This window comes from Streptomyces chrestomyceticus JCM 4735 (assembly GCF_003865135.1).
GTDB classification, from domain to species: Bacteria; Actinomycetota; Actinomycetes; order Streptomycetales; family Streptomycetaceae; genus Streptomyces; species Streptomyces chrestomyceticus.
This window is the reverse complement of the sequence record NZ_BHZC01000001.1, coordinates 5,935,303-5,958,328: the sequence shown is the minus strand read 5'-3', so window position 1 is coordinate 5,958,328 and position 23,026 is coordinate 5,935,303. Positions and strand designations below refer to the sequence as shown.

Genomic DNA, 23,026 nt, shown 5'->3' with positions numbered 1-23,026 from the left:
CCTCACCACCCGATCTCGTTCGCGGTCTCTTCGGCCAGCGCCGGGGAGCAGGTCATGCCGCGCCCGCCGGGCCCGGTGACCAGCCAGACGCCGTCGCGTACCTGCTGCCGGTGCACGACGCGCGAGGTGTCCGTGCACTGCGCGTACACCCCGGCCCAGCGGCGGCGCACGGCGGGCAGCGGACGCCCGAGCATGCCCTCCACGACTCCGGCCAGGTGCTCGTACGGGTCCTCGACGACGTCGAACCCGAACGGCGCGTCGTACTCATGCGTGTCACCGATGGTCAGCCCACCATCCGCGCGCTGCACCATCAGCAGTTGCATCCGGTGCTCGGCCGCCACGGGCGCCTGCGGCCGCGCCGCCGCCCACTCGTCCAACTCGGGCCCGCCGTAGGCCGGGTAGTAGCGGAAGCTGTCCGCGTCCGCGACCGAGGTGGTCAGGGCCTCGCCGAGCGGCGCGGTCTGCATCATCTGGAGCCGGACGCGGCGCACCGGCAGGTCGGGCACCAGCTCCCGCATCAGACCGCCGAGCCAGGCGCCGGTGCAGAGCACGACGGCGTCCCCTTCGTGCAGGTCGCCGTGGTCGTCGCGGACGGCCCGTTCGCCGACGACGGCGCGTACCTCGCGGCCACCGAGAAAGGTGTAACGGCCGGACGCCGTCAGCGCCTCGCGCAGCGCGCGCTGGGCGGTACGCGGTTCCACGGCGGCATCGCGCTCACACCACAGCGCGCCGGCGAACTCGCCCCGCAGGGCCGGGTTCACGTCCCGCACCTCGTCGGCGTCGAGCAGCTTGAATCCGCGGGAGGCGGCGTCGGGGCGGCGCAGGGCGGCCTCCGCGACGGCGCGCTCCGCCTCGTCCCGTACGACGGTCAGCGAACCGTTCGCCCGGAACCCGAGACCGGGAACCCGCGCCCCGATGTCCTCCCACAACTCCCGCGCCCGCAGCGCCGTCTCCAGCTCCGCCCCATCGGCCCGCCCACCGACCCAGACCAGCCCGAAGTTCCGCACCGAGGCCCCCCGCGCCTCGGTCTCCCGCTCGATGTGCACGACCTCGTGACCGCGCCCGACCGCTTCCCAGGCGTGCATGGTCCCCAGCACCCCGGCTCCGACAACTATGACTCGCATGCCGGGAACGTTCGTGGGACCGGGTGGCCCGGGGCGGGCCGGGAGGCGACGGCGGGGTGAACGGGGACTCAATCTTGGCCTAGACCCGTTATCTGTTCGTGACTTATGGGTACGCCGTTCCGCTCGCCGGCTTCGCCCGCGGACAGCCACACGTGTTTGATCGCGCCCGCCGCGTGCGTGTTTCTTTCCGTAAGCAAGCACAGGGAAGAAGACTTCCGATCGGCATCCTTCTGCCGATCGAGGGGAACAGGCGTGCCGACAACTCATCACACAGCAGCCTGGGAAAGCGGCCGCCATGCCGAGCTCACAGCTTCCCCGTCACCTTCACGCACACCGTTCGGCAGGCACACCGAAAGAGTCTCGGAATGCCTTTCGACCCACCGCACCCTCCTGTGGACCGCACTCTGCTTCACCATCTCCTTGGCTCTGGGCCTGCAGCAGTGGACTGCGGGCAGCCTGGGCGGATTCGACCTGGGGATCTTCGATCAAGCCGTCCGTAACTATTCCGGTTTCCGATTACCCGGCTCGGAACTGAAGAGCACCCACCACGGTTTCCCGTCGGACTTCTCGATACTGGGAGACCACTTCTCCCCCGTACTGGCGCTCCTCGCCCCCCTGTACTGGATCTGGGACGACCCGCGCGTACTCCTGATCGCCGAAGCAGCGCTCTTCGCCGCCGGAGTCCCCGTGGTCCGCCGTATCGCCGGGAACTGTTTCCGGAGCGCGCCGTCACCCGTCGTCGCCCGAGCCGCGCATCTCGCCGGTGCGGCGTACGCGCTGGGGTGGCCGCTGATGACGGCGTCCCGCCGCGGTTTCCACGAGGTCGCGTTCGCCGTTCCGTTGCTGCTGCTTCTGCTGGAGCGGGGAATGCTCCGGCGCTACGGAGCGGTGCTGGCGTATGCCGGATTGCTGTGCTGCACCAAGGAAGACCTGGGCCTGGTGGTCGGCGTCCACGGCGCGGTACTGGCCTGCCGCAGCCGACGCGGCGGCGTGAAAGGCCGGGCCGGCGTCGCGACAGGGGCGACCCTGTTCGTCCTGGGCCCCGCGGCCTCCCTCGTGTCCATCAAGTGGCTGCTCCCGATGATGGGAGGAACTCCGGGGTTCTACTGGAGCTACGGTCAACTGGGCCCCGATTTCGGCGCCGCCCTTCTGAGGGTCGTGACGGAACCCTGGATTCTGTTCGGTGTGGCCACCGCCCCGCCGGTGAAAATCACGCTGGTCATGTGGCTGTTCGGCACCTTGCTGTTCCTGCCGCTGGGCTCGGCGACGGCATGGTGCGCGCTGCCTCTGGTGGCAGAACGCATCCTGTCCGAGACGTCGAACCACTGGACGGTTCTGCACCACTACGACGCCTTTCTCTGGCCGATTCTGCTCACGGCCGCGGTGGAAGTGTCGGGGCGGCTCTACCGTCGGAGCCGCGGGAGCAGTCCGGGAACGCGCGCCATTCGCAGGAGTCGGAGGAGCCGCAGTACGAGCTGGGCCGTGCGGTGGTGGGGACCGGCTGCCGGATTCCTGACGCTGGTCATCGCCGTCCCCTTCGGCCTGTTCACCCTCCCCAACCCCGCCTACTGGACGCCCGACCCCCATACGCGCGCTCTGCGCGAAGCGGCCCGGATGATTCCCGACGGGGCTTCCGCCGAGGTGGACAACATCATCGCGCCGCACCTGACCGCCCGTGGCCCCGTGGTGCTGGCGGACACGATTCCGCGCGGCGCGGATTACGTGCTGCTCCAGTTCGGCGTCGTCTCGTTCCCCTTCGCTTCCGTCACCCAGGAGCAGGAGTACTCCGGTTTTCTGCTGAAGCACGGATACCGCCGGGTCTGGGAGCGTGACAAAGTGCTGCTGTTGCGCCGCGAAGCCGAATTCCCGATCACCCCGGAAGTTCCTACCGCCGGCCCCGAAAGCATCCCGGCTCCGGAAGGAACAGCGCCCGGAACGGGAATGAGCATCTTCCGCGGCTGAGGCGAGCGGGACGGCCGGACAGGAATCCGGCCGCGGTCAGCCGCCCAAGTGGGTCGTGAACGAGAACCGGTCACCCCGGTAGAGGGACCGCACCCGTTCCAGCGGTACGCCCCGGGTGTCGCGGGAGAGGCGGTGGATCAGCAGCATCGGGAGGGCACCCGGTGTGCCGATCAGCAGCGCCTCGCGTGGGGTGGCCAGTACGGTTTCCAGGCGTTCGTCCGCGTTGCCGAAGCCGATGCCCAGATGCTCGTGGAGGTAGGCGTAGAAGGAGGAGTCGGGCTCGAACTCCGTGTCCAGGTGCGGTACGCGTGCCACGGCCACGTACGTGCTCTCCAACCCCACCCGTTCCTCGTCCGCGAGCAGTACCCGCTCCAAGTGCCAGACTTCGTCGCCTACTTGCAGGCCCAGTTCCCCGGCCAGCCTCGTCTGCGCGGGGAAGCGGTCCAGGCCGACGAGATGACGGCCCGGCCGGCGGCCCTGCTTCCGTACGCCCTCGGTGTAACTCGCCAGGGACAGCGGCTGCTCCAGCTTGGGGCCCGCCACGACCGTGCCACGGCCGAGGCGCCGCAGCCGTCCCTCCAGGTGGAGTTCGCGCAACGCCAGGCGCAGGGTCTCGCGGGAGACCTCGAAGCGCAGGGCCAGGTCGCGTTCGGTGGGCAGCGCCTCGCCCTCGCCCAGTTCGGTGAGGAGCGCTTCGATCCGGACCTTCGCCGCGTAGTACTTGGGGATGCGTCCGTGCTCGGGGATGCCGGAGCGGATCGGTGCGCCAGGTTCCTGGCCGTTCGGGTAGTCCACCGGCCGATCCTCGCACCCTTCCCGGAGGGGGAGTCGGCGGGTTCGGCTTCGGTGTCGGGGGCTTCAGCGTCGGCGGAGCCGGCGGGCCGTCGCCACCAGGAGCGCGCCGGCCGACAGGAGCACCAGGGCAGCGGCTCCGATACGGGGTACTCCCGGTGAACTGGTGTCGGCGAGGCGGGGTGGGGGTTCGTCCCGCGTCGCGGGGTCGGGTGTGGCCATGTAGGCGGCAGCCGCGGGGGCGGAGTCCGCGAGGACGGCAGCCGTGGCGGCGTGAGTCGACGGCATGGCGTGAGCCGGTGGCACGGCGTGGGCCGGTGGACCGCCGGCCGGGAGGTTCGCGGTCAGGAGGGTCGCGGCCAGCAAGGCCGTCGGGAGGGTGGCGCGCAGCAGTGCGCGGGGCGGACGCACGGGCATGACGGACGCTCCTGCTCGCTCGGCTCAGGCGACGGGACCACACCGGGCCGCTCGTATGACCGGTCGGTTCCGGACCTTGCCATGCGGACCCGCCGCCGGGGCACCGACGCCCCGGCGCGGCGCGCCGATCGCCCGAATGCCGCGCGTTCAGCGCACTCCGGTGGCGGTCACGGCCCCGAACGGCGCCCCCGGCGCGCCGAAGAGCGGGGCCAGGACGAGGTGCGCCGCGCCGTCCGCGACCGCCCGCGCGCCACCCTCGGCCAGCGCCACGGGGACCGCGGACGTACGGCCGTCACCGCGCACGCGGGCCTGTTCGGCGAGGGCTTCGGCCACCCCGCGTACGTACGTGCCGGGACGCGCCAGCACCGTACGGCCGCCGAGCAGGACCCGGTCGATGTCGAGGAGTTCCACGAGGTTGGCCGCGGCGGTGCCCAGGATGCGCGCCGCCTCGGCGGGCTCGCCGCGCGCCGCCCTGTCGAGGCACAGGGCCTCGACGCAGCCGCGTTTGCCGCAGCCGCAGGGCGGCCCGTCCAGTTGCAGCACCTGGTGGCCGAACTCCCCCGCGCCGGTCCTGGCTCCCCGGTACAGCGCGCCGCCGAGCACCAGGCCGGCGCCCAGGCCCGTACCGAGGTGGAGGTAGCCGAACGAGCCCCGGCCGTCCGGTTCGCGCTGGGCGAGGCCGAGCGCCGCGGCGTTGGTGTCCTTGTCGAGGACGACGGGGAGGCCGAGCCGTCCGGCGAGCGCGTCGCGCAGCGGGAAGCCGTCCCAGGCCGGGAAGCCGGTGACCCGGCGCAGTACCCCGGCCGTGTGGTCCAGCGGCCCCGGGCAGGCGGCGCCGACGCCCAGGACGCGGGGCGAGCGGGCCTCGGCCGGCAGTGCGGCGAGCTGTCCGGCCACCGTGTCGAGCACGGCGGGCGCGCCCGCGCCGAAGTCGAGCGGGGCGGTGCGCTCCGCGACGGTGCGGCCCGCGAGGTCGGTGAGGACGGCGGTCAGCTCGTCGCGGTCCAGGTGCAGGCCGATCGCGTACCGGGCCTCGGGCACCAGGCACAGCACCGTACGCGGTTTGCCGCCGGTGGAGGCGCGCCGGCCCGCCTCGGCCGCCAGGCCGTCGGCCCGCAGCCGGGCGGTGATCTTGCTGACGGCCTGCGGGGTCAGGCCGGTGAGCGCGGCGAGCTCCAGCCTGCTGACGCCCGCGGGCCCCGCCGACCGCAGCAGGCCCAGCACCAGCGCGGCGTTGTGGCCGCGCAGCGCGGGCAGGCCGGCCCCGCCGCCGGACGGCACGGAAGCCGGTGCGCCGGGCAGCACGGAAGCCAGGGCGGAGGACGGCGCCGGGGCCGGGGCTCCGGGCGGCGCCGCGGCTGGGGCGGGGGCGTCCGCGGCGACACGTTCCTCGGGGTCGTTGCTGGTCACCCGTCCATTGTCCGCATTGCTTGCACTTTGGCAACAGCGTTGCTTAAGTGGACGGCATGAATGACTCCCCCGGCACACCCCTCCGCGTCGGCCTCATCGGTTACGGTCTGGCCGGCTCGGTCTTCCACGCCCCGCTGATCGCCGCCACCGACGGCCTGGTGCTGGACACCGTCTCCACCGGCAGCCCGGACCGGCAGGCGCAGGCCCGCGCCGAACACCCGCGGGTCCGTACGGTCGCCACCCCCGACGAGGTGCTGGCCCGCGCCGGCGAACTGGACCTCGTCGTCATCGCGTCCCCGAACAAGACGCACGTCGCGCTCGCCGAGGCCGCGCTGCGCGCCGGGCTGCCGGCCGTCGTCGACAAGCCGCTCGCCGGGACCGCCGCCGAGGCCGACGGGCTGGCCGCCCTCGCGGACGAGTGCGGCCTGCTGCTCTCCGTCTTCCAGAACCGCCGCTGGGACAACGACTTCCGTACGGTGCGCAAGCTGGTCACCGAGGGCGCGCTCGGCGACGTACAGCGCTTCGAGTCGCGCTTCGAACGCTGGCGGCCGAAGCCGAAGGGCGGCTGGCGCGAGTCCGGCGACCCGGCGGAGCTCGGCGGCCTGCTGTACGACCTGGGCAGCCACGTCGTCGACCAGGCGCTCGCCCTGTTCGGACCGGTCACCCTGGTCTACGCCGAGTCCGACGTACGCCGCCCGGGCGCGGAGGCCGACGACGACACGTTCCTCGCCCTCACCCACGCGAACGGCGTCCGCTCGCACCTGTGGGTCAGCGCCACCACCGCCCAGCTCGGCCCGCGCTTCCGGGTGCTGGGCAGCCGCGCGGGCTACGTGAAGTACGGCCTGGACCCGCAGGAAGCCGCCCTGCGCGAGGGACGGCGGCCGGGCGACGACCCGGACGGCTGGGGTACGGAGCCGGAGTCGGCGTGGGGCCGGATCGGCGCCGGGGAGTCCCCGCTGACCGGCGGCGGCGATCCCGTACCGACCCTGCCCGGTGACTACCCCGCGTACTACGCCGCCGTCGCGGAAGCACTGCGCACCGTAGGCGAACCGCCGGTGAGCGCCAGGGAGGCGGCGGCCGCCCTGCGCGTCCTGGAAGCGGCGAAGACATCGGCGGCCGAGGGCCGCGCGGTCCGGATCGAGGAGGCGGCATGAACGGCACGGCAAACGGGAACGGCACGGGCGGCACCGGAGTGCTGAACGGGCTGGACGAGCGGGAGGCGGCCCGCCACCAGGTCCGCGAACTGGAGGAGCAGGAGCGCCGCCTGGTCCTGGACCGCTTCGGCAACGAGGACGCCTGGCGGCTCGGCTGCCTGCTGGCGGACCTGGCGCGCGAGCGCGGCGCGGCCGTGACGGTGGACATCCGGCGCGGCGCGCAGCAGCTCTTCCACTGTGCGCTGCCGGGCACGTCGGCCGACAACGACGCGTGGATCGAGCGCAAGCGCCGCGTCGTCGAGCGGTACGCGGAGTCCTCGTACCTCGTCGGCGCCCGCTTCCGCGCCAAGGGCCGGACGTTCGAAGAATCGTCCCGTCTCGACCCGGACCGCTACGCCGCGCACGGCGGCGCCTTCCCCGTACGGCTGCGCGGCACCGGAGTCGTCGGCACCGTCGCGGTCTCCGGGCTCCCCCAGGGCGACGACCACGCGCTGGTGGTCGACGCCCTGGGGCGCTACATCGAGCAGCAGCCGACGGGCTGACCCGGAGGTCAGCCGTCGGAGCGGCGCCGGCGTGTGCGGATGATCAGTACGAGCACCGCACCGCTGACGACGGCGGCCGCTGCCGCCCCGATGAACAGCGGGTCCTGGAAGGCGCTGCTGCCGCTGTGCGCCAGTTGGTCCCCGTCACCCGACGGCCCGGGGCTGGGCAGCGGGCCGGCGGAGGAGGAGTCCGTGGGGGTCGGGGTCGGGGTGGGGGTGGTCGGTGATGGTGAGGTGGTCGGCTCGGTGGGGGTCGGGGTGGGTTCGGTGGGCTCTGGGGTCGGCTCGGTCGGCTCTGGGGTCGGCTCGGTCGGCTCTGGGGTCGGCTCGGTGGGCTCCGGGGTGGGGGCGGTCGGTGACGGAGGTGCGGTCGGCCCGGTCGGTTCCGGGGTCGGCTCCGGGGGCGTCGGTGACGGCAGCCGGGTCGGCTCCGTGGGCGACGGCGTCGGGTCGGTCGGCGTGGGCGTCGGCTGGGTCGGCGTCGGCCTCGGCTCGGTGGGGGTGGGCGTCGGCTCGGTCGGGGTCGGGGACGGGCTCGGCTCCGTCGGGGTGGGTGTGGGGGTCGGAGTCGGCTCCGTCGGGGACGGGCTCGGCTCCGTCGGCGTGGGCGACGGCTCGTCGGTCGGTGACGGTGACGGCTCGTCCGTGGGGGACGGTGACGGCTCGTCCGTGGGGGACGGACTCGGCTCGGTCGGCGACGGACTCGGGTCCGTCGGGCTCGGCGACGGCTCGTCGGTCGGCGACGGCTCATCGGTCGGCGACGGCTCGTCCGTGGGAGACGGCTCGTCCGTAGGTGACGGCGACGGGTCCGTGGGCGACGGGCTCGGCTCGGTCGGAGACGGACTCGGGTCGGTCGGCGACGGACTCGGATCCGTCGGACTCGGCGACGGCTCCGTCGGTGTCGGAGTAGGCGTCGGCGTAGGCGTCGGGCTCGGGCTCGGCGCGCGGCAGTCCGGCAGATCCCCGTTGAACGGATAGTTGTGCAGCTCGGCGCCGGACGTCGAGGTGTGCACCAGCGAACCGACCGTGTAGAACCGGCCGTTCATCCCCGGTACCGACACCGTCGTCGTACTGCCCTGCTTGCCGACCAGCACACTCCCCTGGAACTGAGCGCCGCCCTTGAACTCCACCGCGTTCGCGTCCGGGAAGTTCCACAGCAGCCGCTCGCGGATGCCGGGCGGCTGGAGGTCGTGGCCGATGTAGGTGTTGATGACGCGGGCGTCGCCGACCAGGTTGACCAGCACGGTCGCGCCGGCCGGGATGTTCTGGAAGGTGATGCCCTGGGCGCCGCCGTTGCGGCCCACCAGGTCGAAGTCGACGTTGAAGACCTGGAGGGCGGAGGTCCCGTCGCCGGTGAAGACCGTCGAGTAGCCCTGGTTGACGGCGGTGCCGGTCGCGGGCCGCGGCCCGTCACCGGTCCGGGCGTAGCACTGGCTGGCCGCCGTGAGGTCGGGCACCAGCCCGCGGTACGGATCGGCGGCGCCCGGCCGCTGGTCCGACTGGGGGATCACGGTGCCGGTCAGCCTGCCTTCGTACGCGACGACGCCGTGGGTGCTGCCTTCCTCGGCGAGCAGCCGCTGGCCGTGGGCGATGGTGACGTCACCGCCCACGGTCAGGAAGTCGGAGCCGTTGGGCGGGGGCACCCGGGAGCCGACGCCGACGACGCCGACGTTGTAGACGCTGGAGCCGCCGGTCTTGTTCATCTGGAAGCCGCCGAGGGTGACGATCTTCCCTTCGGCCTCGGCGGCCGAGCCGCCGACGCGGAAGTCCCCGCCGACGAAGATGTTGAGGTTCTCGTCCCGTCCGGCCACCGGTCCGTTGTTCGGATCGGCGTACGAGGACGGGCACTGGCTCCCCCGGCACGGGCCGAGGCCGCCGGGCAGCGGGGCCGCGAAGCCGAACGCCGCGAACAGGCCGAGGAGCACGGCGGCCACGGCTCCCAGCGCGGCGGCCCCCACCACTTGGGTCCGTTTTGTCTTTTTTGCAGGCATACGGGCACTATGTGCACGGAACGGCCGGGCAGCGGGACCGTTCGCGCACCCGTACGGCGAGTCCCCCTGTCCAGCCGACAGCCGACCACCGGCCGCCCGCCCCGGACGGCCCGCGCGCCTGAGGGCCCGTCAGGCCGCCTTCAGCTCCTGCCGCTGCCGCCCCAGGCCGTCGATCTCCAGCTCCACCACGTCACCGGCGCGCAGGTACGGCTTGGGCTCCGGACAGCCCATCGCCACGCCCGCCGGGGTGCCGGTGTTGATGACGTCGCCCGGGTACAGGGTCATGAACCGGCTCACGTAACGGACCACTTCGGCCACCGGGAAGATCTGCCCGGCGGTCGTGCCGTCCTGCCGCAGCGTGCCGTTGACCCACAGCCGCACGCCCAGCGCCTGCGGGTCGGGCACCTCGTCCGCCGTCACCAGCCACGGGCCCAGCGGGTTGAACGTCTCGCAGTTCTTGCCCTTGTCCCACTGGCCGCCGCGCTCGATCTGGAACTCCCGTTCGGAGACGTCGTGCGCGATCGTGTACCCGGCGACGGCGGCGCGGGCCTCGTCGTCGGTCTCCAGGTAGCGCGCGGTACGGCCGATGACGACGGCCAGTTCGGCCTCCCAGTCCGTCTTCACGCTGCCGCGCGGCACCAGCACCGTGTCGTCGGGCCCGACGACCGTGTCCGGCGCCTTCATGAAGACGATCGGCTCGGCCGGTACGGCGGCGCCGGTCTCGCGCGCGTGGTCGTGGTAGTTCAGCCCGATGCACACGATCTTGCCGATCCGGGCGACCGGCGGCCCGGTGCGCAGACCGGCCGGGTCCCGGCGCGGCAGCACCCCGGCGGCGGCCGCCGCCCGTATCCGGTCAAGCGCCGGGCTGTCCCCGAGCAGCGCCCCGTCGATGTCCGTGACCAGCGACGACAGGTCGCGCAGCACGCCTTCCTCGTCGAGCAGCGCCGGGCGTTCCGCCCCCACCGGACCGACACGCAGCAGCTTCATCGGTACAACTCCCGTGGTCGAAGGGTCGGTCCGGGAGGGCTCTCCCGGACCGGCCGATGGGGACGGCCATCGAGCGATTCGGACGATCGTCCAAGAACGGCGTCCGCTCCGCAAGACCCGGTTCACGTACTGGACCGTTACCCGGCGGTACGGGCGGGGGCCGCGTCACTGTCCCGGCCGTCCTGGCCGTCCTGGCCCCGCTTCCGGTCCCGGTCCCTGTGCAGCAGCGCCCGCTCGCACGCCGTCCACGCCGTGGTCGTCACCAGGTAGAGCGAGGCCGCCAGCGGCAGCACCGCGATGCTGACCAGCGTCCCGAAGGACAGCAACGGCATCATCTTCGTCATGGCGGCGAGGCCGGGCACCGCAGCGCCGTCGGCCGTACCGCCGCCGGCCGGACCCGCCTGGCCGAGGGCCGCGCCCGACGCCACGTTCCGCGCCATCGTCGTACGGGCCCGCAGGTAGTTCCAGGTGGCGACGGCTGCGGCCAGCGCGAACAGCGCGAGATAGACCAGCCCGTACGGCCCGACCGGACCGCCGTCCGCGAGGGCCTGCGCCCAGTGCCCGCCGAGCGGCGCGCCCAGCAGTGTGTGCGCGAGCAGGCCGCTGCCGTCACTGGTGAACAGGTGGTACATGACGAAGAAGACGGGCAGTTGCAGCAGCGCCGGCAGGCAGCCCGCCAGTGGCGAGGAACCGGTCTCGGCGTAGAGGGCGGCGGTCTCCTCCCGTAGGCGCTGCGGGTCCTTGGCGTACGTACGGCGCAACTCGGCCAAGCGCGGGGCGTGCGCGGAACGGGTCTTCTCGCCGCGGGCGGCGGCGCGGGCGAGCGGGTGCAGGGCGGCGCGTACGCACAGGGTGCAGAGGATGATCGCGGCGGCGGTCGCCGAGGCGCCGAAGAGCGGTTCGATGAGGTCGGCGGCCTGGGACAGCGCGCTGCCCAGGGTGGCGAAAACGGACATGGGTGAGCCCTCCACGGGGTCTCGTCGTGCCGGAAGAGGAGTTCGGCGTGACGAGCCGCGCGGGGCCGGGGCCTCCGCGGGATGCGAGGGGAAAGGCGCCTACGCGGCCGTCGGGAGGGGACGGCCGGGTGCCCTGGGCCGCGGGCGGCCCGCGGCGTCGGGATCGCGTTGCGGGAGGAAGGCCGTACGGCGTTCCCGGTCGCGGATGGCGGTACGGATCCGGCCCGGCGGTTCGGGCCGGGCGAGCGCGGCGGCCAGGAAGGCGCGGCACAGCAGCAGTACGGCGGCGGTGGTCGCGGCGGCGGCGAGCGTCGAGGTCAGACCGCTCTGGGCGAGCGCGAACCCGGAGAGCAGGAAGAAGAGCGCGCCCACGTACAGCCGCCAGGCGTCGGCGAAACGCCGCATGTGCTCACCCCTCCCCCGGTCCGTACGGCATACGGCAGGCCACGGTCCGTCCGGCCTGCTTCCGCCCCAGCGTAGCGGCAGGGCCGCCGGGCAGGGCGGCAGCCCCGGAGGGGAGCCCGGGGCCGCCGCGGTCACGGTGCGCCGGTCACAGCCCGTTGACCCGGGCCTCCCTGGCCATGCCCAGCGGCCGGATGGTGGAGGCGACGGCCCGGGCCCGGCGGCCGGCCCGCGAGCGGTAGCGCCGTACGTGGGCCATCAGGCGGCGGCTGCGCAGCGCCATCTCCAGTTCGAAGCGGGTCCGGGGGTCGCGCAGCGCGGGCCCGAAGAGCTTCTCGATCTGCCGCAGGCGGTAGCGCACGGTCTGCGGGTGCACCTGGAGCACCCGGGCCGCCTCGGGCGCGCCGCCGCCCTCCAGCCAGGCGAGCAAGGTGACCTCCAAGCGTTCGCTCTGGCGTGGCGTCAGGTCGTCCAGAGGGCTCAGCCAGCGTGCGGAGAGCGCTGTGGCCAGCGACTCGTCCTGGAGGAGGAGCAGGGCGGAGAGGTGATCGTCCACGAAGGCCGGGCGGGTGTCGGGGCCGCCGCGGCCGGGTGACAGGGCGAGCAGGGCGCGGGCCCAGCGCAGCGAGGAAGCGGTGTCGCCCGCCGGTACGGCATGGCCGACCGCCGCCGCCCGGCCCTTGAGGGCGGCCTCCAGACGGGCGCGGGTCTGCGTCCCCGGGTCGGGGACGAGCAGGCAGGTGTCACCGTCGACGGTGCCGATGAGGGCGTCGCCGAGGGCGGCGGCCAGTTGCGGGGCTTCGGCGGGCGAGGCGAGCGCGACGGCCTGGACGCATGCCGGTACGGGCCAGCCGGCACAGCGGGCCACTTCGGCGAGGGCGACGTCGGAGACGTCCTTGGTCCCGGTGAGAGCGGCGAATACCTCCCGGCGGGCCGGTGCCGTCGGGAGCGGGGTGACGACGAGGTCCTTGGGCCGGCGGACGCGCTCCGCGTTTTCCTGGTAGCCGAGCGCCACCAGCATGGCCTGTTCCACGGCCCGGCGGGCCTCTTCGACGGCACCCGTTTCCGCGAGCAGTGCGGCAAAGGCGGGAATTCCGCTCCGCAGCTCCTCGGTCACCTTCTCGGCGAGCGCCGGGAGTTCCTTTCTCAGCACGCGGGTCCATTCGCCGCGGGGGCGTGACCAGATGCGGTTCAGGAGATCACACATCGCTACCTCGTTCCTGGCGTGATGCGGAGGGGGGTACGGCCCTGCTGCTCGCAAGCACCGCCAGGCGGTGGTGCGGCGTCCGGTGGTGCTTCGAGCGGTGGTCGTGCCTGAGGGGGCACCATCCGGAGTTACCCCGCGTAACTTCGATGCCGGTGCAGGAATTTGTCACAGCGCGATAAACCGGAGGACGCTCCGGCGGCGTTCCGTGATGCTGCTGCTCACCCCGGAGCACCGCCTTTGGCGCATACCTTTCCGCGTCCCGGCGGGACACCGCGCATAAACCGGCGTGAATATCTTCGGCGGCCCGGACCGGGCCACGCCTTGCGCCGATAGCGGTGGCCGTCGTCGAAACCGGACGTCACCGATACCGGCCGTCGTCGATAGCGGCGACTGTCGACTGTCGCCGAAACCGGCGCGCGGCGTACGTATTCCGTCGCGCGGCCACCACCCCAGGACGCCATCCGCACTTCTCTCCCGTACCCCCGCTCCGCGTCAAGGAGGCTCGATGCCCGCCTCGTCCCGTCTGCGGACCGCCCTGCGCCCGGCGCTGCCCGCCGTCGTACTGCTCTTCCTCGCCGTGGCCACCCAGGCCGGAGCCCCCCGGCGGGTGCTCGACTTCCTGGACTTCGGCACGGGCGTCCTCGCGCTGGTCTCGCTCACCGGCACCGTCCTGTGGGGCCTGGCCGCCACCGACCGGCTGCTGCTGCACTCCGGCCACCGGCTGATCGCGCAGGCCGTGCACCGCGGCACCGGCGTCGCCGGACTGGGCTTCCTCGCCCTGCACATCGGGGTGAAGATCGCCCGCGGCCGGACGAGCGGCACGGCCGCCGCGGTGCCGTTCGCCGACGACGGGCGGCCGCTGCTCATCGGACTCGGCACGCTGGCCGGCTATCTCTTCCTCGCGGCGGCGGTGACGGGCGCGGTACGCGGCGCGTTCACCTCGCGCCGCGGGTCGCGGTGGTGGCGGGTGCTGCACATGGGCGCGTACGTGGCCTGGTGCGCGGCGCTGGTGCACGGGCTGAAGTCGGGGCGTACGGCCGGTGGTTGGGTGACCACCGGATACATGCTGTGCGTCGCCGGGGTCGCGGTGGTGCTCGTACTGCGGCTGCGGGAGCCGCGACGGGGACGGGACCCGTACAGGCCGCCGCCGGGCGCGGAATCCGGCGGGTTCCGGGGCCCGGACCGGGTGGCCCGGCACTCCCGTAGTGGGCGTGCATGACGTACGGCTACGTGCGCAGAGTGCGCGGAGTACGCCGGTATGGCCGGTATGGGGGCGAGGGCGACCGGTGTGCACTCGGGGCCGACTCCTGTGGGCCCCCGGTTACCTCAACGTATCGCAGAGTGAATGGAGTTCCCAATGGCGCTCTTGGCGTCGGCCACCGCCGTTCCGGTGCCTGCCGTGGCCCCCTCCCCCGTTGTCCCCAGCCTGGCCGTGTTCGGGGCGGCTCGGGTGCTGGCCGGGCTGGGCGGGGCAGTCGGGCCGGGCGGGATGGACGGGGTTTACGGGCCGGGCGGGGTGGACGGCATGGACGGTTCTTACGGGGTGGGCGGGGTGGAGCGCCTGGGGCGGGTGGCGCATCTTGCCCGGCACGGCAGTCCGCCCGATCTGTCGGCGAGTGAGCTGGTGGCGCTGGCCGAGGACACCGGGCTGCGCGGGCGTGGCGGTGCGGGCTTTCCGTTCGCGCGGAAGGTGCGTGCCGTCATGGAAGGGCGGCGCCGTACGGGCGGGCGGGTCGCGGTGGTCGTCAACGGCAGCGAAGGGGAGCCCGGTTGTCTCAAGGACACAGCTCTGCTGCTGTTCGCGCCGCACCTGGTGCTGGACGGCGCGCTGCTCGCCGCGCGGGCCCTCGGCGCCGAGGAGGTCGCGGTCGGGGTGACCCGCGCGGACGTGGCCCGGTCGGTGCGCCGGGCGATCGCCGAACGGGGGCCGCTGTCCACGCCGGTACGCGCCCAACTACTGGCGGAACGTTTCGTCACGGGCGAGGGCACCGCGCTCACCGACGGCCTCGACCGGGGCCCCGGCCTGCCCTCCGGCCGCAAGGTCCGCTCCAGCGAACGCGGCCTGCACGGCCTGCCCACCCTCCTCTCCAACACCGAGACATACGCCCAGCTCGCCGTCGCCGCCCGGATGGGCGCCCTGGACTACCGCGCCACGGGCGACCCTGCCGCACCCGGCACCGTCCTGCTGACCGTGGCCGGCGAACGGGTCGTGGAGGCACCGACCGGGGTGCCGCTCGCCCGCGTCCTGGCCCTGTGCGGCCTCGGCCCCGGCCAGGGCGTCCTGATCGGCGGCTACCACGGCACCTGGCTGCCGCCGTCCGCCGCCGGTACGGCCCTCCTCAGCCGCGCCGACCTGGCCGCGTACGGCGCGGTGCTCGGCGCGGGGGCGGTGCTGCCGCTGCCGGAAGGGACCTGCCCGGCAGGCGAGACCGTACGGGTCGCGCGCTGGATGGCCGCCGAATCCGCAGGACAGTGCGGGCCCTGCGTCCTCGGACTGCCCGCGCTCGCTGACGCGCTCGGCCAGGCAGTCGGTGGTGACGGACAGCGCGCGCTGGACGCCGTACAGGATCGGATGCGCGCCGTGGAGCGGCGCGGCGCGTGCAGTCATCCCGACGGCACCGCCCGTTTCATCGCCTCGGCACTGGCCGCCTTCCCCGACGAGTTCGCCAGGCACGCCGGCGGCGCCGGGTGCGGCCGTCCGGTGCTCGGCGCGCTGCCGGTACCCGGTGAAACGGCGTACGGCGTCGGCGGCGCGCCGGAAACCAGCGGCGCACGGCGTTCCGGCGACCGCGCCGCCACGGCCACCACCGCCCGGCCGCACGCGCCCGAGCAGCGGCTGCTCGTCGACTGGACGCTGTGCCAGGGCCACGGCCTGTGCGCCGACCTCGTGCCCGGCATGGTCCGGCTGGGGCCCGACGGCTACCCGGAACGGGCCGCGATGCCACTGCCCGCCCGGATGCGCCGCCGCGCACAGCTCGCGGTACGACGCTGCCCGGCACTCGCGCTGCGCGTCCAGCACGGCGAATGACCCGGACGAACGAGGACCGACGACCGACGACCGATGACCGACGGACGACGACCGACGGACGACGGACGGCCACCGATGACCGACGGACGCCCACCGAACTGCCACCGCACGAACGCCACTTCCGCACTCTTTCGTCCGCCGATGACAACTTCCGCCCCGCCTGAACACCCGCTCCCTATCCCCCGTACCCCCGCAGACAACACTCCCCACCACTCCTCGTCCCCCCTCGAAGGAGACAACAATGAGCCCCCAGCCCCACCCCCACACCAACCACCCCCACACCGACCGCCCGCACACCGACGCCCACCCACACCCCAACACCCAACGCCGCCACGCCCTCCTGGCGATAACAGCCGCCGCCGTCATGGCGCTCACCACCGCCTGCGGCTCCGGTGACCGCACCAACGCCGCGCCCGTGGCCAACGACAAGGTCCAGGCGGGCAGCGGCAGCGGTTACGGCGACGACAGCGGCGCGGACAAGGGCCAGGCCGGCGGCGACGGCTACGGCGACAGCTACGGCTCGAAGGGCGACAGCAACCGGCCCGCCGCCCAGGGCGCGCCCGCCCGGACCCTCGCCCTGCGCCAGTCCCCCGAGCTGGGCCCCGTCGTCACCGACAGCAAGGGCATGGCGCTCTACCGTTTCGACAAGGACACCGCCAAGCCGCCGAACTCCGCCTGCTCCGGGGCCTGCGCGGCCACCTGGCCCCCGGTCCCCGCCGACGACGCCACCGCCGCCTCCGGCATGGCCGCGAGCGCCCTCGGTTCGGTCACCCGCGCCGACGGCACCAAGCAGCTCACCATCGGCGGCTGGCCCGCCTACCGGTACGCCAAGGACACCGCGCCCGGCGACACCAAGGGCCACGGCGTCGGCGGCACCTGGAGCGCGTTCGCCCCCGACGGCAAGAAGGCCACCGCCGGACCGGCCGCCGACGTCTCCGTCTTCGACCAGCCCAAGCTCGGCAAGCTGCTCGTCGACAAGGAGGGCCGTACGGTCTACCGGTTCAACAAGGACAGCGCCTGGCCGATGAGGTTCGCCTGCAACGGCGCGTGCCTGGACACCTGGAAACCCGTCGGCCCGGCCGACAAGGGCAAGCTGGAAGGCGTCCCCGAGAAGCTGATCAGCACCGTCACCCGGCCCGACGGCAGCAAGCAACTGGCGGTCGACTGCTGGCCGGTCTACACCTTCAGCGGCGACCAGCAGCCCGGGGACGTGAACGGTCAGGGGAAGATGGGCTCCTGGTTCGCCGTCTCCCCCGAGGGCAAGAAGATCACCTCGCCGGCGACGGGCTGACCCCGGCCGCGCCGCCCCCGCCGACACCGTTCTCCGCTGCGCCGCCGTCCTCCTCCGGATCCAGGTCCGACGCCAGCACCTCGGCGTCCGGCCGGTCGTCCACGGGCTTCGGCCCCAGCCAGGTCACCGCCAGCGCCACCACCAGGTTCACCGCGAGCGCCACGATCCCCGCGTTCACGCCCCACACCGGGTCGTGTTCGGTGAAGACCAGCCCGCAGACCACCGCGAGGCCCACGAGCAGGCCGCTGACGGCTCCGTACAGCGTCAGCCGTCGCCACACCAGACCCAGCAGGATCATCGGCACCAACTGCGCCATTCCCTCGTAGGAGATGAGGGAGAGCCGTACGAGGGTGTTCGGCGCGGTGTACGTCAGCAGCAGCGCCAGCGCGCCCGCCACCACCACGACGACCTGCGACCACAGCTTCTGGCGGTTCGCCAGGCGGGGCACCGCGCCCAGTACGCTCCTCCCCCACATCGTGCCGATGACCAGCATGAACACGGCCATCGGCACGATGGAGGAGAGCGCCGCGGCGACGCCGGTGACGCCCACCAGCCAGGCCGGCAGCGAGTCCACCACCAGCTTGAACAGCGCCAGATTGGAGTCCGCGCCGGTCAGTCCCGGCACCACGAACAGCGCCGCCATGCCCAGCAGCATCGGCACGAACAGCAGCACGTTGTAGAAGGGCAGCAGCACCGCGTTGCGCCGCAGCGCGTCGGCGTTGCGCGCGCCCAGGTAGCCCGCGACGGTCGTCGGGAAGATGACGACGGTCAGCGAGTTCAGGAGGGAGGTGGTGATGAACCAGCCCTGACCCAGGCCGCCCGACTCGTGGCCGGGGAAGGTCAGCCACTGCGGCTTCTCGGCGACGACGCGGTCCAGGAAGGGCCCGTAGCCGTCGAAGTAGTGCAGCGGCACGTACACGGCGAGGAACGCCAGCGTCGCGATGACCAGGATGTCCTTGAGGACGGACACCCAGGCGCTGCCGCGCAGCCCGCTGACCACGACGAAGAGGGTGGTCACCGCGAAGCCGATGAAGTAGGCCCAGTTCAGGCTGATCGCCCCGTAGGAGATGGTCGTCACGACCACGCCCATGCCGGTGATCTGGAGCTGGATGTACGGCAGCAGGCAGACGGTGGCGAGGACCGCCACGGCCGTGCCGAGCCAGCGCCGGCCGTAGCGGTGCGCGACCAGGTCGGTGATGCCGACCAGGCCGTGCCGGCGGGCGTACGACCAGAGCATCGGGCCGACCACGAAGCCGAGCGCGTAGCCGCAGGACATGTACGCGAGGACGTAGAGGACCGGGGCGCCGAAGTTGTAGCCCCAGCCCGCCGCGCCCAGGTAGCTGAAGCTGGTGTAGCTCTCGCCCGCCATCAGCACCCAGATGAAGACCGTGCCGAGGCTGCGGCCGCCCACCGACCATTCGGCGAGCCCGCCCTTGCGGCGCCCGCCGCCGCGCACCGCCAGCAGGCCCAGGGCCAGCGTCAGCACCATGAACGCCGCGAAGATGGAGGTGGCGATGGTCGCGTTCATGCCGCGCCCCGTTCTCCGGCCGGGGCGCCGGCGGCCCGCCGCGCGGCCCGTTTCCGGTCGCCGCGCCAGGCCAGCCACACCGACGCGGGCGTCAGCAGGGTCGCGAGCAGCATCCAGAAGACGAGGAAGGGCAGTCCGAGCACGGTCGGCGTCACGCGGTTCACCAGCGGCAGCACACCGAGGTAGAGCACGTGAGGGACCAGGAGCCACAGCAGCGTGGGACGTTTCAGCACAGCGGAAGAGCCTATCGGGGCAGCGCGCCCGTCAGGCGGCCCCACACCACCAGCCGGTACGCCGAGGAGTACTCCGGGGTGCAGGTCGTCAGCGTCAGGTAGGAGCCCGGCCCGGTGTAGCGCAGGGACGGGTGGGCGGTGCTGTACGGGACGGGGGCGATGACGGTGCCGTCGGAGGGCGTGGTACGCGGCACGGTCCGGTCGACCGCGTACGTGTAGCGGGCGGCCGCGGTGACCACCTCCACCGTGTCGCCGGGCCGCAGCCGGTTCAGGAAGCGGAACGGTTCACCGTGCGTGTTGCGGTGCCCGGCGAGCGCGAAGTTGCCCGTCTCACCGGGCTGCGCGGTGTGCGCGTAGTGCCCCGCGTATCCCTTGTTCAGGACGGCGGACCTGCTGGTGCCCTCGGCGACGGGGACGGTGAGGCCGAGCCGCGGGATGCGCAGGACCGCGTACGCGGCGTCCCGGCGCGGGCGCGGCGGCGGGACCTGCTCCAGGGTGCTGCGGAACTCCTGGCGCATACGGTCCCCGTGCCGCTCGGGAGCCGTGGAGGCGTCCGGGTCGGGCGACGGCCCGGTGGACGGCGTTCCGGTGGCCGGTGGCCCAGCGGACGGCTGCTGCTGCGCGTCCCACTGCCGTTCCAGCCGCGCCACCTGGTCGCGCGCGCCCGCCTGCGCCTGCCGGTTCGTCCAATAGAGCTGATGCACGACCAGCAGCAGCACGAGCACCCCGAACGTCACCGCCAGTTCCGCACCCACCCACACCACCCGCACAGCCCGCGACCGTCGCCGCCGCTGCCCCTGCACCACCACCGGTACCCGCTCCCGCCCGCGCACGCGCTGCACGGTAGGGCCTGCGGCGGGAGACTTCCATAGACGGGGCGGCCTGAGGCGGTGCCTCAGGCCACGTCCCACACGGCCCGGGTACTTCCTCCAGCGTCCAGGAGTGGGCGACGCACACGTACGCCGCGTGTCGGGGCAGCCGCTCGCGCGGCCCCGTCCTACCCCCCGAGCACCCGCGACACCGCGTAAATGCACAACCCGGCGAGGGCGCCGACGACCGTGCCGTTGATCCGGATGAACTGGAGGTCGCGCCCGATGTGCGCCTCGATCTTCTTCGAGGTGTGGTCGGCGTCCCAGCTCGCGACGGTGTCGGTGATCAGCGACGTGATCTCGGTGCGGTACGTCGTCACGACGTAGACCGCGGCGCCCTCCAGCCAGCCGTCGACCTTGTTCTGGAGCCGGCCGTCACGGGCCAGCCGCTGGCCCAGCGACAGCAGGGCCGCCCGGGTGCGCTGCCGCAGCTCGCTGTTCTCGTCCTCGGCGGCCGCCACGATCATGGTGCGTACGGAGCCCCACGCGGACGCGATCAGGTCCTGCACCTCGCCGCGCCCCAGCACCTCCGACTTCAGGCGCTCCACCCGCTCCCGGGTGTCGGTGTCGGACTGCAGGTCGCCCGCGAAGTCCTTGAGGAAACGGTCCACCGCGCCGCGCGCCGGGTGTTCCGGCATGTCCCGCATCTCGGTGACGAAGCGCAGCAGTTCCTTGTAGACCCGCTCGCCGACCTTGCGGTCCACGAAGCGCGGCGTCCAGCCGGGGGCGCCGCCGGAGACCGCCGTCATCACCGAGTCGCTGTGCGAGGTCAGCCAGTCGTGCGCCCGTACGCAGACCAGGTCCACGACCCGGCGGTGCCCGCCGTCCGCGACGACCTTCTCCAGCATCTTGCCGAGCCCCGGCGCGACCTCCTGCGCGTCGGCGCGCCGGGTGATCGCCTCGCCGACCACCGCCTGCACGTCGGAGTCGCGCAGCACGGTCAGCGCGCCGCGCAGCGCGGTGGACAGCTCCGCCGTCACCCGGTCGGCGTTCTTCGGTTCGGCGAGCCAGGCACCCAGCCGCCGGCCGATGCCGACCTTGCGCAGCCGCTGCCGTACGACGTCGCCGGACAGGAAGTTCTCGCCGACGAACTCGCCGAGGCTCACCCCGAGCTGGTCCTTCTTCGTCGGGATGATCGCGGTGTGCGGGATGGGCAGCCCCAGCGGCCGCTTGAATAGGGCGGTGACCGCGAACCAGTCGGCCAGCGCGCCGACCATGCCCGCCTCGGCCGCCGCCGCCACGTACCCCGCCCAGGCGCCCGCGCCGGCCGACTTCGCCCAGGTGGCGAGGGCGTACACCAGGGCCACGCCGAGCAGCAGACCGGTCGCCAGGGTCTTCATGCGCCGTACGCCGCGCCGCTTCTCCGCGTCCGCGGGGCTGTCCGGGAGGCCGCCGGGCGCCACCGGGCCGCGGAACCGGCCCACGCCCGCGCCCGCGTGCCCGCCGTCCGGCGGAGTCCCGCCCGCGCCCGCGGCCGTATCCGCCCCGGGGACCACGTCCGTCTTCGTCCGTTCCATCCGCTCCACCCGCTCGAACCCGTCAGCGTCGTATGTACAGGCATCTGCCCTGCTTCATACCGACTGTGCGTTCAACTGTGTCCTACTCCGGAGACGAACCACGAGTTCCCCTACGTGCCGCCAGGGCGCCACCCGGGCCGTCCGGACCGCGTGGCAGCATGAAGAGCCGACCGGACCCCGGCGCCGCCGACCTCACGCTGCCCTGTGCCCGCCCGGAGCACGCCGCTCCGCCTGCCATAGGAGACTGTGCCCGCATGCCGACTCCAGTGGGCCGCCCACTGCCCTCGACCTCCGGACTGGCGGCGCTGCTGGTGCTCGCCGCGGTGCTCCTCAGCTCCTGCGGTGGCGGCACCCAGGACTCCTCGGGGGACGACCGCCCGCCCTCGGCGGAACGGTGGGCCGGTACGTGGTCGGCCGCCGCGGCAGCCGCCGAGCCCGGCAAGCTCGACGGCTACGCGGACACCTCCATACGTAACGTGGTACACACCAGCATCGGTGGCACCAGCGCCCGCATCCAGCTCTCCAACCTCTACGGCACCCGCCCGCTGTCCGTCGGCCACGCCACCCTCGCCCGCGCCTCCGCCCCCGGCGACCCGTCGGCCGCGCCCGGCACCCTGCGCCGGCTGACCTTCTCCGGACGGCCCTCGGTGACCGTCCCGGCGGGCGGCGCGGTCACCAGCGACCCGGTCCGGCTGACCGTCCCGGCCGCCGCCGACCTCCTGGTCACCACCTACTCCCCGGCCCCTTCCGGGCCCGTCACCTACCACCCGCACGCCCGCCAGACGTCCTACCTGGCGCGCGGCGACCGCGCCGCGGACACCGCCGGCGGCGCCTATACCCGGAAGGTCACCGCCTGGCGCTATCTGACCGGTGTGGACGTCCTCGGCCCGCACACCGACGGCGCCGTGGTGGCCGTCGGCGACTCGATCACCGACGGCAACACCTCCACCCCGGACGCCAACCACCGCTGGCCCGACTTCCTCGCCGCCCGGCTGCGCACCGAGCCCGGCGCGCCCCGCTACGGCGTCCTCAACCAGGGCATCAGCGGCAACCGCCTGCTGACCGACAGCAGCCGCTGGTCGGTCAGCGGCGGGCCGAGTGTGCTGTCCCGGCTGGAGCGCGACGTGCTGTCGCGTGCGGGGGTACGGGCCGTCGTCGTCGAGATCGGCCTCAACGACCTGTTCAAGTCACCGCGCCGGCTCGACGCGGAAAAGCTGGCGGACGGGATGCGGGAGATCGTGCGGCGGGCAGCGGAACGGGACATCCAGGTCATCGGCAGCACGCTCACCCCGTTCGGCGGCCACCGCGGCTACCGGCCGGAGCTCGACACCGTACGGCAGGCCCTCAACGCGAAGATCCGCGCCGGGGAGGTCTACGGGCAGTACGCGGACTTCGACAAGGCGCTGCGCGACCCGCACCACCCGCTGCGGCTGCGGCCCGTCTACGACTCGGGCGACCACCTGCACCCGAGCGACGCGGGCTACCGGGCGATGGCCGACGCGGTCGATCTGCGGCAGCTCAAGGGAGCGGTCAAGGGAGCGGTCAAGGAAGCGGCCGAAGGAACGGTCGAGCGAGCGGCGCGGGCGGCACGGTGAGGTGGGCGCAGACCGAGGGCA

Annotated in this window: 20 protein-coding genes; 7 read left to right on the top strand and 13 right to left on the bottom strand. The window is 73.4% G+C overall.

What is annotated here, in order from left to right; translation table 11 throughout:
* Nucleotides 1–2 precede the first annotated feature (2 nt).
* Nucleotides 3–1,124 carry a TIGR03364 family FAD-dependent oxidoreductase gene (locus tag EJG53_RS25855; protein WP_125046781.1) on the bottom strand — a complete coding sequence of 374 codons (1,122 nt, stop codon included), beginning with the start codon at nt 1,122–1,124 and terminating at the stop codon, nt 3–5.
* Nucleotides 1,125–1,280: 156 nt separating this feature from the next.
* On the opposite strand from EJG53_RS25855, the gene EJG53_RS25850 reads away from it, so the two are divergent.
* On the top strand, nt 1,281–3,086 hold the full coding sequence (locus EJG53_RS25850) for a DUF2079 domain-containing protein (protein ID WP_244955338.1): 1,806 nt from the start codon (nt 1,281–1,283) through the stop codon (nt 3,084–3,086).
* A 36-nt stretch (nt 3,087–3,122) separates the two neighbouring features.
* On the opposite strand, the gene EJG53_RS25845 is transcribed toward EJG53_RS25850, so the two are convergent.
* The 3 genes from EJG53_RS25845 to EJG53_RS25835 all read right to left on the bottom strand — a co-directional run bounded on the left by EJG53_RS25845 (nt 3,123) and on the right by EJG53_RS25835 (nt 5,609).
* Nucleotides 3,123–3,881, bottom strand: coding sequence for a GntR family transcriptional regulator (locus EJG53_RS25845; RefSeq protein ID WP_125046778.1), 759 nt, complete (start codon nt 3,879–3,881; stop codon nt 3,123–3,125).
* Between the two features lie 63 nt (nt 3,882–3,944).
* Entirely contained in the window at nt 3,945–4,295 is a 351-nt protein-coding gene (locus EJG53_RS25840) for a hypothetical protein (RefSeq protein ID WP_125046776.1), read from the bottom strand.
* A gap of 147 nt (nt 4,296–4,442) precedes the next feature.
* Nucleotides 4,443–5,609, bottom strand: coding sequence for an ROK family transcriptional regulator (locus EJG53_RS25835; protein ID WP_125049597.1), 1,167 nt, complete (start codon nt 5,607–5,609; stop codon nt 4,443–4,445).
* Between the two features lie 152 nt (nt 5,610–5,761).
* On the opposite strand from EJG53_RS25835, the gene EJG53_RS25830 reads away from it, so the two are divergent.
* Nucleotides 5,762–6,859 carry a Gfo/Idh/MocA family oxidoreductase gene (locus EJG53_RS25830; RefSeq protein WP_125046774.1) on the top strand — a complete coding sequence of 366 codons (1,098 nt, stop codon included), beginning with the start codon at nt 5,762–5,764 and terminating at the stop codon, nt 6,857–6,859.
* On the top strand, nt 6,856–7,401 hold the full coding sequence (locus EJG53_RS25825) for a heme-degrading domain-containing protein (RefSeq protein WP_244955337.1): 546 nt from the start codon (nt 6,856–6,858) through the stop codon (nt 7,399–7,401). Before EJG53_RS25830 ends, EJG53_RS25825 begins: the two co-directional genes overlap by 4 nt.
* Before the next feature lie 8 nt (nt 7,402–7,409).
* Here EJG53_RS25825 and EJG53_RS25820 read toward each other — a convergent pair whose 3' ends face one another.
* The 5 genes from EJG53_RS25820 to EJG53_RS25800 form a co-directional block, all read right to left on the bottom strand.
* Complete coding sequence (locus EJG53_RS25820; RefSeq protein WP_125046772.1) at nt 7,410–9,392, bottom strand: choice-of-anchor A family protein; 1,983 nt, start codon at nt 9,390–9,392, stop codon at nt 7,410–7,412.
* A 129-nt stretch (nt 9,393–9,521) separates the two neighbouring features.
* Entirely contained in the window at nt 9,522–10,379 is an 858-nt protein-coding gene (locus EJG53_RS25815) for a fumarylacetoacetate hydrolase family protein (RefSeq protein ID WP_125046770.1), read from the bottom strand.
* Nucleotides 10,380–10,516: 137 nt separating this feature from the next.
* Nucleotides 10,517–11,335: a YidC/Oxa1 family membrane protein insertase gene (locus tag EJG53_RS25810; protein ID WP_125046768.1), complete on the bottom strand. Its 819-nt coding sequence runs from the start codon at nt 11,333–11,335 to the stop codon at nt 10,517–10,519.
* Nucleotides 11,336–11,434: 99 nt separating this feature from the next.
* Nucleotides 11,435–11,740, bottom strand: coding sequence for a DUF6412 domain-containing protein (locus EJG53_RS25805; protein WP_125046766.1), 306 nt, complete (start codon nt 11,738–11,740; stop codon nt 11,435–11,437).
* A 145-nt stretch (nt 11,741–11,885) separates the two neighbouring features.
* Nucleotides 11,886–12,944: a PucR family transcriptional regulator gene (locus tag EJG53_RS25800; RefSeq protein ID WP_125046764.1), complete on the bottom strand. Its 1,059-nt coding sequence runs from the start codon at nt 12,942–12,944 to the stop codon at nt 11,886–11,888.
* Nucleotides 12,945–13,449: 505 nt separating this feature from the next.
* Between EJG53_RS25800 and EJG53_RS25795 the strand changes: the two genes are divergently transcribed.
* The 3 genes from EJG53_RS25795 (at nt 13,450) to EJG53_RS25785 (ending at nt 17,263) form a co-directional block, all read left to right on the top strand.
* Entirely contained in the window at nt 13,450–14,163 is a 714-nt protein-coding gene (locus EJG53_RS25795; RefSeq protein ID WP_244955336.1) for a hypothetical protein, read from the top strand.
* A gap of 138 nt (nt 14,164–14,301) precedes the next feature.
* Nucleotides 14,302–15,972 carry an NADH-quinone oxidoreductase subunit NuoF family protein gene (locus tag EJG53_RS25790; RefSeq protein WP_307721698.1) on the top strand — a complete coding sequence of 557 codons (1,671 nt, stop codon included), beginning with the start codon at nt 14,302–14,304 and terminating at the stop codon, nt 15,970–15,972.
* A gap of 241 nt (nt 15,973–16,213) precedes the next feature.
* Entirely contained in the window at nt 16,214–17,263 is a 1,050-nt protein-coding gene (locus tag EJG53_RS25785; RefSeq protein WP_125046762.1) for an SCO0930 family lipoprotein, read from the top strand.
* On the opposite strand, the gene EJG53_RS25780 is transcribed toward EJG53_RS25785, so the two are convergent.
* The 4 genes from EJG53_RS25780 to EJG53_RS25765 form a co-directional block, all read right to left on the bottom strand.
* Nucleotides 17,241–18,791 carry a sodium:solute symporter family protein gene (locus tag EJG53_RS25780; protein WP_125046760.1) on the bottom strand — a complete coding sequence of 517 codons (1,551 nt, stop codon included), beginning with the start codon at nt 18,789–18,791 and terminating at the stop codon, nt 17,241–17,243. The genes EJG53_RS25785 and EJG53_RS25780 overlap by 23 nt on opposite strands.
* Entirely contained in the window at nt 18,788–19,024 is a 237-nt protein-coding gene (locus EJG53_RS25775) for a DUF3311 domain-containing protein (protein ID WP_174856455.1), read from the bottom strand. Before EJG53_RS25775 ends, EJG53_RS25780 begins: the two co-directional genes overlap by 4 nt.
* 11 nt (nt 19,025–19,035) lie before the next feature.
* Nucleotides 19,036–19,857 carry a class E sortase gene (locus EJG53_RS25770; protein ID WP_244955335.1) on the bottom strand — a complete coding sequence of 274 codons (822 nt, stop codon included), beginning with the start codon at nt 19,855–19,857 and terminating at the stop codon, nt 19,036–19,038.
* Between the two features lie 164 nt (nt 19,858–20,021).
* Nucleotides 20,022–21,410, bottom strand: a complete 1,389-nt coding sequence (locus EJG53_RS25765) for a DUF445 domain-containing protein (protein ID WP_371858726.1) — start codon at nt 21,408–21,410, stop codon at nt 20,022–20,024.
* Nucleotides 21,411–21,664: 254 nt separating this feature from the next.
* Between EJG53_RS25765 and EJG53_RS25760 the strand changes: the two genes are divergently transcribed.
* Nucleotides 21,665–23,005 (top strand): SGNH/GDSL hydrolase family protein, encoded by a 1,341-nt coding sequence (locus tag EJG53_RS25760; RefSeq protein ID WP_125046756.1) that lies wholly within the window; start codon nt 21,665–21,667, stop codon nt 23,003–23,005.
* The last annotated feature ends 21 nt before the right edge of the window (nt 23,006–23,026 follow it).